The sequence below is a fragment of the Actinosynnema sp. NPDC020468 genome (genome assembly GCF_040642015.1).
GTDB lineage: Bacteria > Actinomycetota > Actinomycetes > Mycobacteriales > Pseudonocardiaceae > Actinosynnema.
Genome location: NZ_JBFAEO010000021.1, coordinates 1 through 16614, shown reverse-complemented (window position 1 = coordinate 16614; position 16614 = coordinate 1). Strand labels below are relative to the sequence as shown.

The window sequence follows — 16614 nt, the reverse complement described above, 5'->3', positions numbered from 1 at the left end:
TTCGAGTCCCAGGAGGATACGCATGGCGCAGAAGGTCACCGTGACCCTGGTGGACGACCTGGACGGTGGGAAGGCAGAGGAGACGGTCGGGTTCGGTTTGGACGGGGTGTCCTACGAGATCGACCTTTCTTCGGGCAATGCGTCCAAGCTCCGCGACGCGCTCGCCGACTTCGTGGCGGGCGCCCGCAAGGCAGGCGGTCGCAAGCGCGGGCCGGGTCGTCCCGCCGGGGTGAAGGCGGCGCGTCCGGCCTCCGCCGACCGGGAGCAGAACCAGGCCATTCGGGAGTGGGCGCGCAAGCAGGGCATGAAGGTGTCCGACCGCGGTCGCATCCCGGCCGAGGTGCTGGAGTCGTACCACCAGCAGGGCTGACGACCTTTCCGCGTGCCCGGCACGCGGCAATTACGTCAAGTGACGAAGGGGCGCCGGAACAAATCCGGCGCCCCGCGTTGTTTCCGCACTGGCGCGGTCTCAGCGCGCCGGGTCGACCCCGAATGATTTCGCGAGGTCGTCCAGCATGCCGTGCGCACCTTGCAGGCTCACCGACGTGAGCCACACGACATCGTTCACGTCCTGCTGCGCACCCTTCAACAGGCTCCACAGCGGGTTCGCCCGGAACTGGTCGCGAACCTTCGCCGACCCGCCGGTGCCGTCGTCCCAGGTGGCCACGAAGATCTTTTCCGCGTCGACCGAGGCGATCTGTTCCAGACTGAGGTTCGCCGAGATCTTCTCGGACGTGGGCTGACCCTCCGGACGCGCCAAGCCGACGTCCGAGAGAACGATCCCCGGGAACGAGTTCGGGGTGTAGAGCCGAACGGTCTGCTCGCCCGCCACGAACCGGACGAGCGAGAACGTGGGGTTGTGCCCGACCTTGCTCCGAATGGAGTCGCCGACCTTCGCCGCGCGTTGTTCGTATGCCGAGATCTTCTCTTCGGCGAGTTCCTCCCGACCGGTCGCCCTGGCCAACAACCGGATGTTTTCCTTCCACGTAGCGCCGGTGGTCTCGCTGAACACCGTCGGCGCGATCGCGGAAAGCTTGTCGTAGAGCGGTTCGTGCCTGACCTTCGCCGAGACGATCAGGTCGGGGGCGGTGGTCGCCAACGTCTCCAGGTTCGGCTCCGCGAGCTTCCCGACGGCTTTGGCGTCCTTCGTGTGCGCTTTCGCGCCGTCGCCCAGGTAGGCGGGGAAGGACGTGCCGGTGGCCGGGTAGTCGGTGTAGGCGACCACGTCGAGGTCGAGCGCAAGGGCGGCGTCGACGTACGAGGTGTCGAGGGCGGCGATCCGCGTCGGCGCGCTCCTGACCTCGGTGGAACCCATCGCATGGCTGATGGTTCGGGGGAACGCCCCGCCCTGGTTCGTGCCACTTTCGGGGGGTTGTTCCGCCGTTCCGCACGCGGCGAGGCCGAGCAGTGCCGCGGTGGCCACCAGTAAGTGGACCTTCATCACGCCTCCCTGGACTGTCGGTGGGTTCGGTTAGGCTAGCCTCACTGATCCGGGAGCTGGGGTGGTCGTGGCGAACAGGCGGGTGCGCGCGGTCCTCGTGTTGTCCGCCGCGGTGGTGCTGGCCGTGCTGGTGAGCGTGGCCGTCGGCGCCAAACCCATCTCGCCCGCCGGCGTGTGGCACGCGCTGTTCGCCTACTCCGGCGTCGAGGACGACCTGGTGGTGTGGGAGCTGCGGGTGCCCCGGACGCTGATCGGGCTCGCCGCGGGCGTCGCGCTGGGCGTCGGCGGCGCGCTGATGCAGGGCCACACCCGCAACCCGCTGGCCGACCCGGGCATCCTCGGCGTCACCCAGGGCGCCGCGTTCGCGGTGGTGCTGGCCATCTTCACGCTCGGCGTGTCGAGCCTCTACCAGTACGTGTGGTTCGCGTTCGCGGGCGCGCTGGTCGCGAGCGTGGTGGTGTTCCTGCTCGGCTCGGCCGGTCGCGGCGGTCCGACCCCGGTGACGCTGGCGCTGGCCGGCGCGGCCGTCTCGGCGCTGATGGACGGGCTGGTGTCGGCGCTGGTGCTGCTCGACCGGCAGTCGCTCGACTCGTTCCGGTTCTGGCAGGTCGGCTCGATCGCCGGGCGCGACCTCGCGGTGCTCGGGCAGGTGCTGCCGTTCCTGCTGGTCGGGCTGGTGCTGGCGGCGGCGAACGCGGCCGGCGTGAACGCGCTGTCGCTGGGCGAGGACGTGGCCCGGTCACTCGGCCAGGACGTGGCGCGGACCAGGGTCGTCGGGGTGGCGGCGATCACGCTGCTGGTCGGCGGCGCGGTGTCGGTGTGCGGCCCGATCGGGTTCCTCGGGCTGGTGGTGCCGCACGCGGCGCGCGCGCTGACCGGTCCGGACTACCGCTGGCTGCTGCCGTGCGCCGGGCTGCTGGGCGCGGCGGTGCTGCTGGGCGCGGACGTGATCGGGCGCGTGGTCGCCCGACCGGGTGAACTCGCGGTGGGGATCGTGATGGCCGTGATCGGGGCGCCGTTCTTCGTCGTGCTGGTCCGGCGGCGGAAGCTGGTGCGGCTGTGAGGTTCCGGATCGGGCCGGTGTCCGGGTCGCTGCGGTGGCGGCCGGTGGTGCTCGTGCTGGTCGGGTTCGCGGTGCTGGTGCTGCTGGTCGCGCTGAGCGTGGCGCGCGGCGACTTCCCGATCCGTCTCGGCCAGGTCTTCGACGTGCTGCTGGGCGGCGGGCAGCGCGGGCAGCGGTTCGTGGTGCTGGAGCTGCGGTTGCCGCGCGCGCTGACCGGCGCGCTCGTCGGCGCGGCGCTGGGCGTGGCGGGCGCGGTGTTCCAGTCGATCGCGCGCAACGCGCTGGCCTCGCCGGACGTGCTCGGCGTGACGTGGGGCGCGGGCGCCGGCGCGGTCGGGGTGATCACGCTCACCGGGTCGTTCGGCGCGGTGAGCGGGTCGGCGTCGAAGGTGGGCGTGCCGGTCGCGGCGCTGGTCGGCGGGCTGGTGGCGGGTGTCCTGGTCTACGGGCTGGCGTGGCGGCGCGGCATCGACGGGTTCCGGCTGGTGCTGGTCGGGGTCGGCGTGTCGGCGGTGGCGGGCAGCTTCACCCAGTACCTGCTGACCGTCGGCGACGTGACGGACGCGGCGCGCGCGATGGTGTGGATCACCGGGAGCCTCAACGGCCGCGGCTGGGAGCACGTCGTCCCGGTCGGGCTGGCGCTGGTCGTGCTGCTGCCCGCGGCGCTGGTCGGCACCCGGCTGCTCGGCGTGTTGCAACTGGACGAGGACACGGTGCGCGGGCTCGGCGTCCGGGTGTCCGGCGCGCGGACGGCGCTGCTGCTGATCGCCGTGGTGCTGGCCTCGGTCGCGACCGCCGCCGCCGGCCCGGTCGCGTTCGTGGCGCTGGCGTCGCCGCAGGTCGCGGTGCGGTTGGCCGGCGCCTCGGCGCCGCCGGTGGCCGGGTCGGCGGTGGTGGGCGGCGTGCTCGTGGTCGGGTCGGACCTGCTCGCGCGCACCCTGTTCGGCGGGGTCGAGCTGCCGGTGGGCGTGGTGACGGCGGTGCTCGGCGCGCCGTACCTGATGTTCCTGTTGGTGCGCGGTCGTCGGGAGGCGCGGGTATGAGGCTCGAGGCGCGGTCGCTGACCGTCGGTTACGGCGACCGGGCGGTGGTCGACGGGCTGGACCTGGCCGTGCTGCCGGGCACCGTGACGGCGGTGATCGGTCCCAACGGCTGCGGCAAGTCGACGCTGCTGCGCGCCCTCGGCCGGCTGCTGCCCGCGCGGTCGGGCACCGTGCTGCTGGACGGCAAGTCGATCACCACGACCCCGACCCGCGAGGTCGCGAAGGTGCTGGCGATGCTGCCGCAGTCGCCCCAGGCGCCCGAGGGCCTGACCGTGGCCGACCTGGTCGCGCGCGGCCGGCACCCGCACCAGTCGTGGTACCGGCAGTGGTCGGAGGAGGACGAGGCGGCGGTCGCGGGCGCGTTGGAGATGACCGGGATGGCGGACCTGGCCGAGCGGGCGGTGAACGAGCTGTCGGGCGGTCAGCGGCAGCGGGCGTGGATCTCGATGGCGCTGGCCCAGGGCACCGACCTGCTGCTGCTGGACGAGCCGACCACCTACCTGGACCTCGCCCACCAGATCGACGTGCTGGACCTCGTCGGCCGCCTGCACCGGGACGGCGGCCGGACGATCGTGATGGTCCTGCACGACCTGAACCTGGCGGCCCGCTACGCCACCCGCCTGGTCGCGATGCGCGACGGCCGGATCGTCGCGGAGGGCGAGCCGGAGGCGGTGCTGACCGAACAAACCCTCCTCGACGTCTTCGCCCTCAAGGCCAAGGTGGTCCCCGACCCGGTCACCGCGACCCCGCTGGTGATCCCGATCAGCCACCAGCACCCCTGAACCCGGCCCCCTGAACCCGAGCCCCTGAACTCGAACTCGGCGCGCCGAGGTCACCCGAGCACGCAGCTCGTGATCGACGCCGACCGCCCACCGGAGACCGACTCCCACCCACCCCCCCCGCGACACCCCACCGAGCGGCCCGCACCCGCCGCGCATCCCGAAGTCGCCAAGGCACCGCGAGCCGCCCGTGTCCGGCGCACGAGAAGCGCCCGCAGCACCGAGAGCCGCGACGCGATGCCCGCCTTCGTCCCACCGCACCGCACATGGCGACCCACCAAGCCCGCGCACCGCGAAGCGCCGTGCCTTCCCGCACGGAGTCACCCCGTTCCGCACCGCGAAGCCCGCGATCCGGGGCGCGAGCCCGGTTTGGTCCCCCGCGCGCTCGCGCCGGGCCCGTTCCGACGGCTCACTGCCCCCAGGGCGCGTTCACGGCAGTTCGCTCGCCCGAAACCTCACCCCGGGCCACCGACGGCTCCTGGAGCCGCTCAGGGCGCGTGAGGATTGTGGAACTGTTCGATTGTTCAACGATCCTACGACGGCCGGTATTGTCGTATTGTTGAACAATCCTACGAGAGGCGCCACTGAGGATTGTAGGGTTGTGGGATTGTTCAACAAGGGGGCGCAGGTGCGGGGTCGGCCATGGGGCGGGGTCAGCAGAGTCGGGGGCAGGTTCCGCAGGCCTCGGCGCCCGGCAGGACGTAGTGGAAGCAGCAGCTCTCGCGGCGGCGGGTCCACGTGCCGTTCTCGGTGCGCAGCGTGGTGGCCGAGGTGAACGGGGCGATCTTCGCCGGCAGGAGCAGGGCCGCGTCGGCCGCGCCCGAGGCCTCGTCACCCGAGAGCCGGCCCGCCGTCCACGCCGCGCTGTCCAGCCCGTCCGTCACCGCCGCCCACAGCATCCGCCTGCCCAGCCGCACCGTCGGCCCGTACGCCGCCACGAAGGCCGCCGCGTGCGCCGCGAACCGCGCCCTCAACAACGCCGCCAACGCGCCCTCGTCCGCGACCGCCGTCGCCGAGGGGTGCCCGGCCGCCGGGTCGTCCGGCAGGCACGCGAACTCCTCCGACAGCACCGCGACCCCGGCCACGTGCGGCCGCCCGCCGTCGGCCAGTCGGATCGCCAGGTCCGCCGGCCGCAACGACGGCACCCGTCGGGCCAGGTGGAACTGCATCCCGCCGACCAGGCCGACGACGCTCGTGTACCAGCTCATCACGTACCCGGCGGTGGCCCGTTCCGGCGCGACCCCGTACACGCCGGTCATCCAGGTCTCCAGCGCCGCGCGCCAGGCGTCGAACCGGGAGGGCTCCTCGAACAGCACCGAGCACCGCGTCCACCCGGTGGCGTCCTCCGGCAACCCGAAGCGCAGGTCGAGCCCCCCGGCCAGGCCCGCGGCCCGCCCCGTGGAGACCGCGAGCGGCACGTCGCGCGGCGCCGCCCTCGTCGGTACCGTCATCTCCAGAAGGTCCTCGCGGTCGAGAAGTAGGTATGCCTAACCTTACCGAGGATCGCCCACATCGGCCCGAAGCGGTGACCCCGGTCACCACCGGCGTCGCCGAACGGTTGAATGTTCGCGTTCAGCGGACAGCGTGGGATCCGTGGAATCTGCCTGGCAGATCACACGTTGGAGTCAATGTCAGGGATCAACCAAGTCGACTGCCCGCGAACGGGAACTGAGAGTGTCGGGCCGGCCGACTACAGTGGTCCCACGGTGCCGCGCTCTCCACGGTCAGCCAGTGGTGAGCCCGAGGACCGCCGGCGCAGCAGTCAGGGAGTGCGAATGTTCGAGAGGTTCACCGACCGCGCGAGGCGGGTGGTTGTCCTGGCCCAGGAAGAGGCCAGGATGCTCAACCACAACTACATCGGCACCGAGCACATCCTCCTGGGGTTGATCCACGAGGGTGAGGGTGTCGCCGCCAAGGCGCTGGAGTCGTTGGGGATCGCGCTGGAGGGCGTCCGCCAGCAGGTCGAGGAGATCATCGGCCAGGGCCAGCAGGCCCCGTCGGGTCACATCCCCTTCACCCCGCGCGCCAAAAAGGTGCTTGAGCTGTCGTTGCGCGAGGCGCTCCAGCTCGGCCACAACTACATCGGCACCGAGCACATCCTGCTCGGCTTGATCCGCGAGGGCGAGGGCGTCGCCGCCCAGGTGCTGGTCAAGCTCGGCGCCGACCTCAACCGGGTGCGCCAGCAGGTCCTCCAGCTGCTGTCCGGCTACTCCGGCGGCAAGGAGCCGGCCGAGTCCGGCGGCCGCGGTGAGGGCACCCCCTCCTCGTCCCTGGTGCTCGACCAGTTCGGGCGCAACCTGACCGCCAGTGCGCGCGAGGGCAAGCTCGACCCGGTGATCGGGCGCACCAAGGAGATCGAGCGGGTCATGCAGGTGCTGTCCCGCCGCACCAAGAACAACCCCGTCCTCATCGGCGAGCCCGGCGTCGGCAAGACGGCCGTGGTCGAGGGTCTCGCGCAGATGGTCGTCAAGGGCGAGGTGCCCGAGACGCTCAAGGACAAGCAGCTCTACACCCTCGACCTCGGTTCGCTGGTGGCGGGTTCGCGCTACCGCGGCGATTTCGAGGAGCGCCTGAAGAAGGTGCTCAAGGAGATCCGCACCCGCGGCGACATCATCCTGTTCATCGATGAGATCCACACCCTCGTCGGCGCGGGCGCCGCGGAGGGCGCGATCGACGCGGCCTCGATCCTCAAGCCCATGCTGGCGCGTGGCGAGCTTCAGACGATCGGCGCGACGACGCTGGACGAGTACCGCAAGTACGTCGAGAAGGACCCCGCGCTCGAGCGCCGGTTCCAGCCGATCCAGGTCGGCGAGCCGTCGCTGGAGCACACGATCGAGATCCTCAAGGGTCTGCGCGACCGGTACGAGGCGCACCACCGCGTCTCGATCACCGACTCCGCGCTGGTCGCCGCCGCGACGCTGGCGGACCGGTACATCAACGACCGGTTCCTGCCCGACAAGGCGATCGACCTGATCGACGAGGCCGGCGCCCGGATGCGCATCCGCCGGATGACCGCGCCGCCGGACCTGCGCGAGTTCGATGAGAAGATCGCCGACGTCCGCCGCGACAAGGAGTCCGCGATCGACGCGCAGGACTTCGAGCGCGCCGCGAAGCTCCGGGACGCGGAGAAGCAGCTGCTGGGCCAGAAGGCCGAGCGGGAGAAGCAGTGGAAGGACGGCGACCTCGACGTCGTCGCCGAGGTGGACGACGAGCAGATCGCCGAGGTGCTGGCGAACTGGACCGGCATCCCGGTGTTCAAGCTCACCGAGGAGGAGACGACCCGTCTGCTCCGCATGGAGGACGAGCTGCACAAGCGGATCATCGGCCAGGTCGACGCGGTCAAGGCCGTGTCGCAGGCGATCCGCCGCACGCGTGCCGGGTTGAAGGACCCGAAGCGCCCGTCGGGTTCGTTCATCTTCGCCGGCCCGTCCGGTGTCGGTAAGACGGAGCTGTCGAAGGCGCTGGCGAACTTCCTGTTCGGCGAGGACGACGCCCTGATCCAGATCGACATGGGCGAGTTCCACGACCGCTACACGGCGTCGCGCCTCTTCGGTGCCCCTCCCGGGTACGTGGGTTACGAGGAGGGCGGCCAGCTCACCGAGAAGGTGCGCCGCAAGCCGTTCTCGGTCGTGCTGTTCGATGAGATCGAGAAGGCGCACAACGAGGTCTACAACACGCTGCTCCAGGTGTTGGAGGACGGCCGGCTGACCGACGGTCAGGGCCGCACGGTGGACTTCAAGAACACCGTGATCATCTTCACCTCGAACCTCGGCACGTCGGACATCTCCAAGGCCGTCGGCCTGGGCTTCACCTCGGGTCAGGACACCGCGTCCAACTACGAGCGCATGAAGAACAAGGTCAACGACGAGCTGAAGAAGCACTTCCGGCCCGAGTTCCTCAACCGCATCGACGACATCATCGTCTTCCACCAGCTCACGCAGGACGAGATCATCAAGATGGTGGACCTGATGATCGCCCGCGTCGAGACGCAGTTGAAGAACAAGGACATGGCGATCGAGCTCACCGATCGCGCGAAGAAGCTGCTGGCCAAGCGCGGGTTCGACCCCGTGCTGGGCGCCCGGCCGCTGCGTCGCACGATCCAGCGCGAGATCGAGGACCAGCTGTCGGAGAAGATCCTGTTCGGCGAGATCCAGCCGGGCCAGATCATCATCACCGATGTCGAGGGTTGGGACGGCGAGTCCGAGGTGGACGACAAGGCCCACTTCGTGTTCCGCGGCGAGAGCAAGCCGCTGAGCGTGCCCGACGCCCCGCCCGTCGACCTGGCGGCCTCCGCCGGAGGCGACGACTCGGACACCGCCGAGTCCGCCTGACGCACTCCGCGCCACAACGCCCCCCGGCCACTCCCGGCCGGGGGGCGTTCGCGCGTCCGGGGTGCCGTCGCCGTGCCCGAGGGGGCAGCGACACGGAGCCGCTCCGCCGACCGGGCCGCCGCGGCCGCGCAAGGTGTCGAGGACGTCGACCAAGTGTCGGCTTCCCGCAGCCCGAAGGCGTTTCGGCCTGGCCTGTTATGCGCGGGCGGCGGCGTTCTCGACTGGCTGACATCTAGAGCCCGGCCGATGTCGCCTGCCTGCCTGCCTGCCTGGCTGTCGGCTGTGCAACCGCTGCCTCATGAGATTGTTGAACAATCCTACTTAGCGACAATCTGACAATCCGACAGTTTGACGATCGGCGGTGGCGGGGGCCGTTGTTCAATGAGGGGATTGTCGGATTGTTCTACGATCCTACTTTTGCATTGTTGGACAAGTGAATGATGGTGGCGGGAGTGGGGAGGGAACGAGCGGGGGTGGGCCGGCAGGAGAGGGGGATAGAGGGGGTTAGTGGAGGGTGCCGGTCAGCAGGGTGGTGTGTGCCGGTGGGGCCAGGGCGGTGGTGGTGATCAGGGTCAGGGCTTGGGCGATCGTGTCCAGGGGGAGGCTCGGTGCCTGGTGGGGGAGGGCTTGGGCCGGGGTGTACGGGACGTGGACGAAGCCCGCTCGGGTGGTGGGGGTGTCGGCCAGGTGGTGCATCAGGCCGTAGAAGACGTGGTTGCAGACGAACGTGCCCGCGGTGTGCGAGACGGCGGCGGGGATGTCGGCCGACAGGACCGCGGCGGTGCACGCCTTGACCGGGAGGGTGGCGAAGTAGGCGGTGGGGGCGCCCGGTACGACCGGCGTGTCCACGGGCTGGTTGCCCGCGTTGTCCGGGATTCGCGCGTCGTCCAGGTTCACCGCCACCCGCTCCGGGGTGATCGCGGACCGGCCGCCCGCCTGGCCGACGCAGATCACCACCGACGGGCGGTAGTGGTCGATCGCGTCCCGCAGCACGTCCAGCGACGCGCCGAACACGCAGGGCAGGCGGACCGTCGCGAGGTCGAAGCCCGCGGGCCCGGTGGTCGCGAGCAGCGACACGGCGTCCCAGGACGGGTTCACCGTCTCGCCGCCGAAGGGTTCGAAGCCGGTCAGCAGCACGTCCACGTCAGGCAGACTAGATGCGTGACCGATGTTCCCCGCAGTCGACCGGGTGGCGGTTTCGTCACGTTCCTGCTGGTGACGACCGGTCTCGCGGTCACCCTCGCGGCACTGGTCCGGTTGTTCGGGATCGACGGCACCCGCTACATGCTCGCCACCACCGCGCTCACCCCGTACGTGCTGGTGCTCGGCGTGCTGACCGGCCTGGTGGCGCTGCTGGTCAAGCGCTGGGCGGTCGCGCTGGTGACGTTGCTGCTGTCGGCCGTGCTGACCGCCGCCGTGGCGCCGCGCGCGTTCCCCGACTCGCGGCCCGTCGGCGTGGGCCGACCGCTCAAGGTCATGTCGATGAACCTGTTGGTGGGCAAGGCGGACGCCGAGGCGCTGGTCGAGCAGGTCCGCCGGCACGACGTGGACGTGTTGGCGCTTCAGGAACTCACCCCGGCGATGGTCGCCGACCTGGACCGGGCGAAGCTCGCGCAGGCACTGCCCTACCGGGTGTTCCGCGACGAGCCGGGCGGTTCCGGGTCCGGCATCGCCTCCCGCTATCCGGTGACCGCGCGGGACCTCACGCCGCCCAGCACGCTGCGGCAGGCGGGCGCGCTGGTCGACCTCCCGGGTCGCGACGTGGAAATCGTCAGCGTGCACCCGCTGCCGCCCGTGGTGCCGGAGGGCCCGGAGCAGTGGCAGCGCGACCTGGCCGGTTTGCCCGCGCGCACGCTCACCGGCCCGATCCGGGTGCTGGCGGGCGATTTCAACGCCACGCTCGACCACGCGTCCCTGCGCCGACTGCTGAACACCGGCTACGTCGACGCGGCCGACCAGGTCGGCGACGGCCTGGCCCCGACGTGGCCCGCCGACTCGCCGTGGTGGCCGCCGGGCGTGACGATCGACCACGTGCTGGTCGACAACCGCTGCCCCGTCGACACGTTCGAGGTGGTGGACGTGCCGGGCTCGGACCACCGGGCGATCGTCAGCCGATTCGTCGTGCCAGCTCCGTGAGCGCCTCCCGCGCGCCCATCGCGAGCGACACCCCGCGCCCGTGCCGCACGTCGGCCTCGCGCGGGTTGATCCGGATCAACGCGCCGGAGGAGGCGCTGGCCAGCTCGGCCTGCCGACGCACGGTCGGCACCGCCGAACCCGCGCCGATCTCGATCACCACCAGCGACCGCTGCTCCCGCCGCCACCGGGTGAACGCGTCCAACCCGGCCTGCGACGGCCCGCCGACCCACGACCAGTCGCCGAACATCAGGATGTTCGGCCGCGCGAGCCCACCGCAGTTGCGGCACGACGGCAGCTCGCCCACCGCGCGCATCGACTCCGGGTCCACCGCGACCGCGAAGTCGGCCGGCCACACGTCGTCCGTGCACGGCTCCAGGCACTGCACCGCGTGGATCGACCCGTGCACCTCGGCCACGTCGGCGAACCCGGCGCGCTGGAACTGCCCGTCCACGTTGGAGGTGAACACCCGCGCGCCCCACTCCCGCAGCACGGCGAAACCCTCGTGCGGCGTCGTGGACCGGTAGAGGTCGAGCCGGTGGCCGTAGAAACCCCACGCCAGCGCGGGATCCTCCACGAAGTGCACCGGGTCGGCGAGTTCGGCGAACCGCAGGCCGAGCCGCTCGTAGGGCGGGTAGGCCTGCCAGAACCCGCGGTCGCCGCGGAAGTCGGGAAGGCCCGAGTCGACGCCCATCCCGGCTCCCGCGCACACCAGAACCGCTTCCGCGCCGGCGATCAGCTCGGCGGCGCGGTCGATCACGCCTTCGGCGTCGAGGCCAGCACGACCTCGAACTCCAGCAGGTCGGACCCGGTGCCGACGGGCTTGGCCCGCTCGCCGGAGTGCGCCTCGCGCGCGCTGCCGCCGAGCCAGTTCTGGAACGCCTCCTCGGTTTCCCAGTGCGTGACGACGAAGTAGCGCTCGTCGCCCTTCACCGGCCGCAGCAGCTGGAAGCCGAGGAAACCGGGCTCGGAGTCGACCGCGCCGAGCCGCGCGGCGAAGCGCTTCTCCAGCTCGGGGCCGGAGCCGTCGGGGACGTGGATGGCGTTGATCTTCACTACCGACATGCGTCCCAGCCTATCGGCGCAGGGTGCCCGGCCACAGGTACTCGTCCGAGGGTCGTTCGTCACCCCGGAACCACGCCCCGAAGAACCCGGCGAGGTCCTGGCCGGACGTCTTCTCCACGTAGTTCTCGAACTCCGGCCACGACGCGTTGCCGAACCGGTGGTCCGCGACCCAGCCCTTGAGCACCCGGTCGAACACGTCGTCGCCCAGCTGCCGGCGCAACGCGTGCAGCGCGAGCTGACCCTTGTCGTACACGCCGCGGAACTCGTTGCCGCGCCCCATGTCGTAGAGCTTGCGGTTCCAGTAGGTCGACTGGTCGCCGCGCTTGCCGACCTCGGACCGGTAGCGGTCGTCCAGGTCCGCGCCCTCCTTCTCGTCCCACAACCACGAGGCGTAGCTGGCGAAGCACTCGTTCAGGCAGATGTCCGCCCAGCTGCTCAACGACACCGAGTCGCCGAACCACTGGTGCGCGTTCTCGTGCACGACCGTGTCCAGGTCGGCCCACCCGGCGTAGATCGGCCGGCCCTGGGTTTCCAGCGAGAACCCGATGTCGTCGGCCAGGAAGATCCCGCCCGCCGAGGTGAACGGGTACGGGCCGAACCTCGAGGACAGGAACTCCAGCACCTCGGGCAGCCGGTCCTCGCCCTTGGCGACACCGGGCGCGTACGCGGTCACGACGGGTGTGCCGTCGGCCAGCGCGCCCCGTTCGAAGGTCCACCGGTCGACGGCCACCGTGGTCAGGTACGTCGCCATCGGCTCGGCCGCCGCCCAGCGGAACGTGGTCTTGCCGTCCCGGCTCTCGCTGCCCTTCTCCACCCCGTTGGACACCACCGACCAGCCGTCCGGCACCCGCGCGGTCAGCGAGAACAGCGCCTTGTCGCGCGGGGTGTCGTTGGCCGGGAACCAGGTCGTGGCCGAGTGCGGCTCGCCCGCCGCGAACGCGCCGCCGGACTTCGAGATCTGCCAACCGCTGCGGCCCAGCGCCCGTTCCTCGAACAGCGCGGGCTCGCCGCCGTACGTGACCACCGCGGTGAACTCCTTGCCCTGCTTGAGGTCCGCGGTGATCACCAGCTCGTGGTCGCCCTCCTGGGCGAACGTCCGCTCGACGCCGTCGACGAGCACCTTCGCCACCTTGAGCCGGTACAGGTCCAGGTTGAACCGGGTCAGGTCGGCGGTCGCGGTGGCCTTGACCGCGGTCACCCCGTCGAGGTGCTTCGACGCCGGGTCGTAGTCGACCGACACGTCGTAGGACAGCACGTCGTAGCCGGTGTTGCCGTCCTGCGGGTAGTAGGCGTCGCCCGCGCCGTCACCGCCGATCGAACCCCGCACCGCCGGGGTTTCCGTCGTGGGCGCCGGCACCGCGGTGCCCGCGTGCGGCTCGGTGGGCAGCCTGGCCACGACGACACCCGCGACCACCAGCACCAGGGCGGTGATCAGCAGGTAGGGGCGGGCCTTCGGGCTCAGTGCCATGCGGACATGATGCACGCATGGGCGTGGTCGAGTACGGCGGAACCGGTCCGGCGATCGTGCTGCTCCACGGGCTGATGAGCCGGGCGTCGACGTGGTGGACGGTCGCGCGGTGGCTCACCCCGTACGGGCGGGTGGTCGCGCCGGACGCGCGCGGGCACGGTCGGCACGCGCGCGGCGGGCCGTTCCGCACCGAGGACTTCGTGGCGGACCTGGTGGAGCTGGTCGAGGAACGCGACCTCGGGCCCGCGGTGGTGATCGGGCACTCGATGGGCGGGCTGCACGCGTGGGCGCTGGCGGCGGCCCGGCCGGACCTGGTGCGCGCGGTCGTGGCCGAGGACGTGGTGCCGGACAACACGGGCGGTTCCGTCGACGCGTGGCGGTGGTACTTCGACTCGTGGCCGGTGTTCCGGTCGCTCGCGCACGTCCGGTCGGTGGTGGACGTGCCGCGGGTCGAGGAGCTGTTCGAGGAGCGCGACGACGGGTACCACCTCGTCGCGGACATCGAGGACATGTACGCGATCGCGGCCGAGTGGGGCGAGCGGTCGTACTGGGACCTGGTGGACGCGGTCCGGTGCCCGATGCTGGTGGTCGAGGCCGGTCGGGGCGGGATGCGCGCCGGCCAGATGGCCGAGGTGGCACGGCGGACCGGCGCCTCGCACCTGCTGGTCCCGGAGTCGGGGCACGTGGTGCACGACGAGGCGCCGGAGGTCTACCGCGGTGCGGTGGAGGCGTTCCTCAGCGGTCTCCCGGGTGCTCCCGGAGGTGCGCCAGGATGAGCTCGGACACCGTGTCGGGAACCTCCTCCGGGGTGAAGTGGCCGACGCCCTCCAGCAGTTCCAGCCGGTACGGGCCGGTGACCCAGTCGGCCGTCGCGTCGATGCCCGACCGGGCCACCGCCGAGTCCTGGTCGCCGACGACGTACAGGGTCGGCACGGTCACCGGCTTGTCGTAGCCGCCGCTCAACTCGTTGGCGCGGTACCAGTTCAGCGCGCCGGTGAGCGCGCCCGGCTCGGCCAGCCGGCGGAGGTACTCGGCGAGGTGGTCGGCCGGCACGCCGGGCAGGTCGAGCGCGCCCCGGGCCAGGATGGCCTGCTCGGGACCGGGCGCGGGCTGCCGGAACATCGCCATGTAGCGCGAGGCCTGCTGCTGCTCGGGGTCGTCGCGCAGGGCCGCGCCGAACGCCGCGGGGTGCGGCACCGACACCGCGCTCAGCGTGCGGACCCGGTCCGGCCGCTCGGCGGCGGCGATCCACGCGACGGCCGCGCCCCAGTCGTGCCCGACGAGGTGGAACCGCTGCCAGCCCAGGGAGTCCGCGACGGCGAACACGTCACCGACGGCGTGCTCCAACCGGTACTGGGACTCCTCGTCCGGTCGGACGCCCGGCGAGTAGCCCCGCTGGTCGTACGCGACGGCGCGGTGGCCCGCGTCGGCGAGGGCGTGGAGCTGGTGCTCCCATTCGAGGGCGAACTCGGGGAACCCGTGCAGGAGAAGGACTTCCGGTCCGTCCTCGGGGCCGGCGACGAGGGCGTCGAATGTGCCCGCGGCCGTGGCGATGTGCGTCATGCCCCTCAGTGTGCCGACGTTCGGCGCAGCACGTCGACCTCCGCGGTCTGGGTGTCCACAATGGACATCTCGCGGACCCGGGCCCGGATCGGCTCCACCGGGTGCAGTTCGGCGAACGCCCCGGCGAGTCGTTCGGTGGCGAGCGCGGTGCGCGGCGTCCAGCTGCCCGGCAGGTGGTAGGCGTCGGGGTGCTTGACCCGGCCGGCAAGCACGTCGTGGATCGCGGAGTGCACGGCGAGCAGCTCGGCGTCCACCACGGCGGACAGGTGCAGGCTGTTCTCGGTGGCGGACAAGGCGTTGAACCACAGGTCGGGCAGCCAGAGGCGGGCCAGGTCCTGCTTGAGCTCGGTGCGCACCTTCGGGCCGATCGTGCCGGCGGCGGCGTAGACGAGGTGCGGCGGGAACTCCGCGGTCAGGCCAGTGCGGCGGCGCAGGTCGCGGATCCGGCGGTCGGCGTCGGCGTCGAAGAAGACCGCCAGGAGGTGCATCAGTGCTCTCCGGGCAGGGCGAACAGGCCGGTGGGTGTTTGCTCGACCAGGCCGTCCACGAGCAGCGAGTGCAGGCAGCGGTCCCGTTGGCCCGCGTCGGACCAGACCAGGTCGAGCCGGGTCTTCTGAACGGGTTCCTCGGTGCCGCGCAGCACGTCGAGCAGGAGGCCGCGGACCTGGCGGTCGGTGCCGGCGAACTTCTGCACGGCCTTGGCCGGTCCGTCGTAGGCGGGGCGACCGTTGAGCTGCCACGCGCAGGTGGCGAGCACGGGGCAGTCGACGCAGCGGGGCGCGCGGGCGGTGCAGACGAGGGCGCCCAGCTCCATCAGCGCGGCGGAGTAGACGTGCGCCTCCTCGGCGGTTTCGGGCAGCAGCGCCTCGACGTCCTTGAGGTCCTTGGTGGTGGACGGCGGCCCGGCGTCACCGGCGCCGTGCACCGCGCGGGCGACGGCGCGCCGCACGTTGGTGTCCACGACGGGAACCCGCTGCCCGTAGGCGAACGCGGCCACGGCGCGCGCGGTGTACGCCCCGATGCCGGGCAGTGCCAGCAGCGTGTCGACGTCGTCCGGCACGACGTCGTCGTGCTCCTCGGCGATGGCGATCGCGGCGGCGTGCAGCCGGAGTGCTCGTCGCGGGTAGCCGAGCTTCCCCCAGGCCCGCAGCACTTCCCCCTGCGTGGCACGGGCCATGGCCGAGGGCACGGGCCACCGCCCCAACCACTCCCGCCACACGGGCTCGACCCGCGCCACGGGCGTCTGCTGCAACATGATCTCGGAGACGAGCACTCCCCAGGCAGTGCACTCATCCCGCCGCCACGGCAGATCACGCGCGTTCTCACCGAACCACTCGAGAAGAACCTCGGCATCAAGACTCATAGCCCGCCCAGTCTCCCAGACCCACCGCCACCCGTGGCGTTACCCCGGCCGGCGCCGCTCGAAGGATCGTCCGACAAGCACCCAGGGCACCGCCACCGCCGCCAAACCAGAAGCGGCTCGGGCGGTGGTGGGAAGCGGATGGCGGCGGTAGCGGTGGGCGGCGATGTCGGCGGTGGCGGGCAGCGGCGGCGAGCGATGACGAGTGCCGGTCGCAGCGTGCGAACGCGGCCATCCACCGCCACCGCCGCCGCCCACTACCGCCCACCACCGCCCGCCACCACGTCCGCCCACCGCGCCGCCAGCTCCCGCAACGCCGCCTCGGTCCGCCCGGACACCGGCACCCCCACCGCGCCGCTCAACGGATT

The 16614-nt window shown here is 71.6% G+C and carries 16 protein-coding genes; 7 read left to right on the top strand and 9 right to left on the bottom strand.

The window, feature by feature from the left end; translation table 11 throughout:
• Nucleotides 1–22 precede the first annotated feature (22 nt).
• Nucleotides 23–370, top strand: a complete 348-nt coding sequence (locus tag AB0G50_RS16770; RefSeq protein WP_360108608.1) for an Lsr2 family protein — start codon at nucleotides 23–25, stop codon at nucleotides 368–370.
• A 99-nt stretch (nucleotides 371–469) separates the two neighbouring features.
• Here AB0G50_RS16770 and AB0G50_RS16765 read toward each other — a convergent pair whose 3' ends face one another.
• The gene (locus AB0G50_RS16765) at nucleotides 470–1441 is read right to left on the bottom strand and encodes an iron-siderophore ABC transporter substrate-binding protein (RefSeq protein WP_360108605.1); all 972 of its coding nucleotides are present in this window, start codon (nucleotides 1439–1441) and stop codon (nucleotides 470–472) included.
• A gap of 67 nt (nucleotides 1442–1508) precedes the next feature.
• Between AB0G50_RS16765 and AB0G50_RS16760 the strand changes: the two genes are divergently transcribed.
• The 3 genes from AB0G50_RS16760 to AB0G50_RS16750 are packed head-to-tail and all read left to right on the top strand — an operon-like array spanning nucleotide 1509 to nucleotide 4329.
• Nucleotides 1509–2504, top strand: coding sequence for an iron ABC transporter permease (locus AB0G50_RS16760; RefSeq protein WP_360108602.1), 996 nt, complete (start codon nucleotides 1509–1511; stop codon nucleotides 2502–2504).
• The gene (locus AB0G50_RS16755) at nucleotides 2501–3547 is read left to right on the top strand and encodes an iron chelate uptake ABC transporter family permease subunit (RefSeq protein WP_360108599.1); all 1047 of its coding nucleotides are present in this window, start codon (nucleotides 2501–2503) and stop codon (nucleotides 3545–3547) included. The genes AB0G50_RS16760 and AB0G50_RS16755 overlap by 4 nt, the downstream gene beginning before the upstream one ends.
• On the top strand, nucleotides 3544–4329 hold the full coding sequence (locus AB0G50_RS16750) for an ABC transporter ATP-binding protein (protein WP_360108596.1): 786 nt from the start codon (nucleotides 3544–3546) through the stop codon (nucleotides 4327–4329). The genes AB0G50_RS16755 and AB0G50_RS16750 overlap by 4 nt, the downstream gene beginning before the upstream one ends.
• A gap of 650 nt (nucleotides 4330–4979) precedes the next feature.
• Here the strand turns inward: AB0G50_RS16750 and AB0G50_RS16745 are convergent.
• Nucleotides 4980–5777, bottom strand: a complete 798-nt coding sequence (locus AB0G50_RS16745) for a (2Fe-2S)-binding protein (RefSeq protein WP_360108593.1) — start codon at nucleotides 5775–5777, stop codon at nucleotides 4980–4982.
• Between the two features lie 324 nt (nucleotides 5778–6101).
• On the opposite strand from AB0G50_RS16745, the gene AB0G50_RS16740 reads away from it, so the two are divergent.
• Nucleotides 6102–8657 (top strand): ATP-dependent Clp protease ATP-binding subunit, encoded by a 2556-nt coding sequence (locus AB0G50_RS16740; RefSeq protein WP_360108591.1) that lies wholly within the window; start codon nucleotides 6102–6104, stop codon nucleotides 8655–8657.
• A gap of 504 nt (nucleotides 8658–9161) precedes the next feature.
• Here the strand turns inward: AB0G50_RS16740 and pcp are convergent.
• Entirely contained in the window at nucleotides 9162–9800 is a 639-nt protein-coding gene (pcp, locus tag AB0G50_RS16735; protein WP_360108588.1) for a pyroglutamyl-peptidase I, read from the bottom strand.
• A gap of 18 nt (nucleotides 9801–9818) precedes the next feature.
• Here pcp and AB0G50_RS16730 point away from each other — a divergent pair, with 18 nt between their 5' ends.
• A complete protein-coding gene (locus tag AB0G50_RS16730) occupies nucleotides 9819–10793 on the top strand; it encodes an endonuclease/exonuclease/phosphatase family protein (RefSeq protein ID WP_360108585.1) in 975 nt (324 codons plus the stop codon).
• Here AB0G50_RS16730 and AB0G50_RS16725 read toward each other — a convergent pair.
• Genes AB0G50_RS16725 through AB0G50_RS16715 form a run of 3 tightly spaced genes read right to left on the bottom strand, consistent with a single transcriptional unit; the run spans nucleotide 10765 to nucleotide 13323 of the window.
• Nucleotides 10765–11550 carry a Sir2 family NAD-dependent protein deacetylase gene (locus AB0G50_RS16725; RefSeq protein WP_360108583.1) on the bottom strand — a complete coding sequence of 262 codons (786 nt, stop codon included), beginning with the start codon at nucleotides 11548–11550 and terminating at the stop codon, nucleotides 10765–10767. The genes AB0G50_RS16730 and AB0G50_RS16725 overlap by 29 nt on opposite strands.
• Nucleotides 11547–11855, bottom strand: a complete 309-nt coding sequence (locus tag AB0G50_RS16720; protein ID WP_360108580.1) for an antibiotic biosynthesis monooxygenase — start codon at nucleotides 11853–11855, stop codon at nucleotides 11547–11549. Before AB0G50_RS16720 ends, AB0G50_RS16725 begins: the two co-directional genes overlap by 4 nt.
• A 10-nt stretch (nucleotides 11856–11865) precedes the next feature.
• Entirely contained in the window at nucleotides 11866–13323 is a 1458-nt protein-coding gene (locus AB0G50_RS16715) for a M1 family metallopeptidase (RefSeq protein ID WP_360108577.1), read from the bottom strand.
• Nucleotides 13324–13340: 17 nt separating this feature from the next.
• Between AB0G50_RS16715 and AB0G50_RS16710 the strand changes: the two genes are divergently transcribed.
• Nucleotides 13341–14099, top strand: coding sequence for an alpha/beta hydrolase (locus tag AB0G50_RS16710; protein ID WP_360108574.1), 759 nt, complete (start codon nucleotides 13341–13343; stop codon nucleotides 14097–14099).
• Here the strand turns inward: AB0G50_RS16710 and AB0G50_RS16705 are convergent.
• The 3 genes from AB0G50_RS16705 to AB0G50_RS16695 are packed head-to-tail and all read right to left on the bottom strand — an operon-like array spanning nucleotide 14059 to nucleotide 16249.
• A complete protein-coding gene (locus AB0G50_RS16705; protein WP_360108571.1) occupies nucleotides 14059–14886 on the bottom strand; it encodes an alpha/beta fold hydrolase in 828 nt (275 codons plus the stop codon). The genes AB0G50_RS16710 and AB0G50_RS16705 overlap by 41 nt on opposite strands.
• Before the next feature lie 5 nt (nucleotides 14887–14891).
• The gene (locus tag AB0G50_RS16700; protein ID WP_360108568.1) at nucleotides 14892–15374 is read right to left on the bottom strand and encodes a 2'-5' RNA ligase family protein; all 483 of its coding nucleotides are present in this window, start codon (nucleotides 15372–15374) and stop codon (nucleotides 14892–14894) included.
• Nucleotides 15374–16249 (bottom strand): A/G-specific adenine glycosylase, encoded by an 876-nt coding sequence (locus AB0G50_RS16695; RefSeq protein WP_360108565.1) that lies wholly within the window; start codon nucleotides 16247–16249, stop codon nucleotides 15374–15376. The genes AB0G50_RS16700 and AB0G50_RS16695 overlap by 1 nt, the downstream gene beginning before the upstream one ends.
• Nucleotides 16250–16614 lie beyond the last annotated feature (365 nt).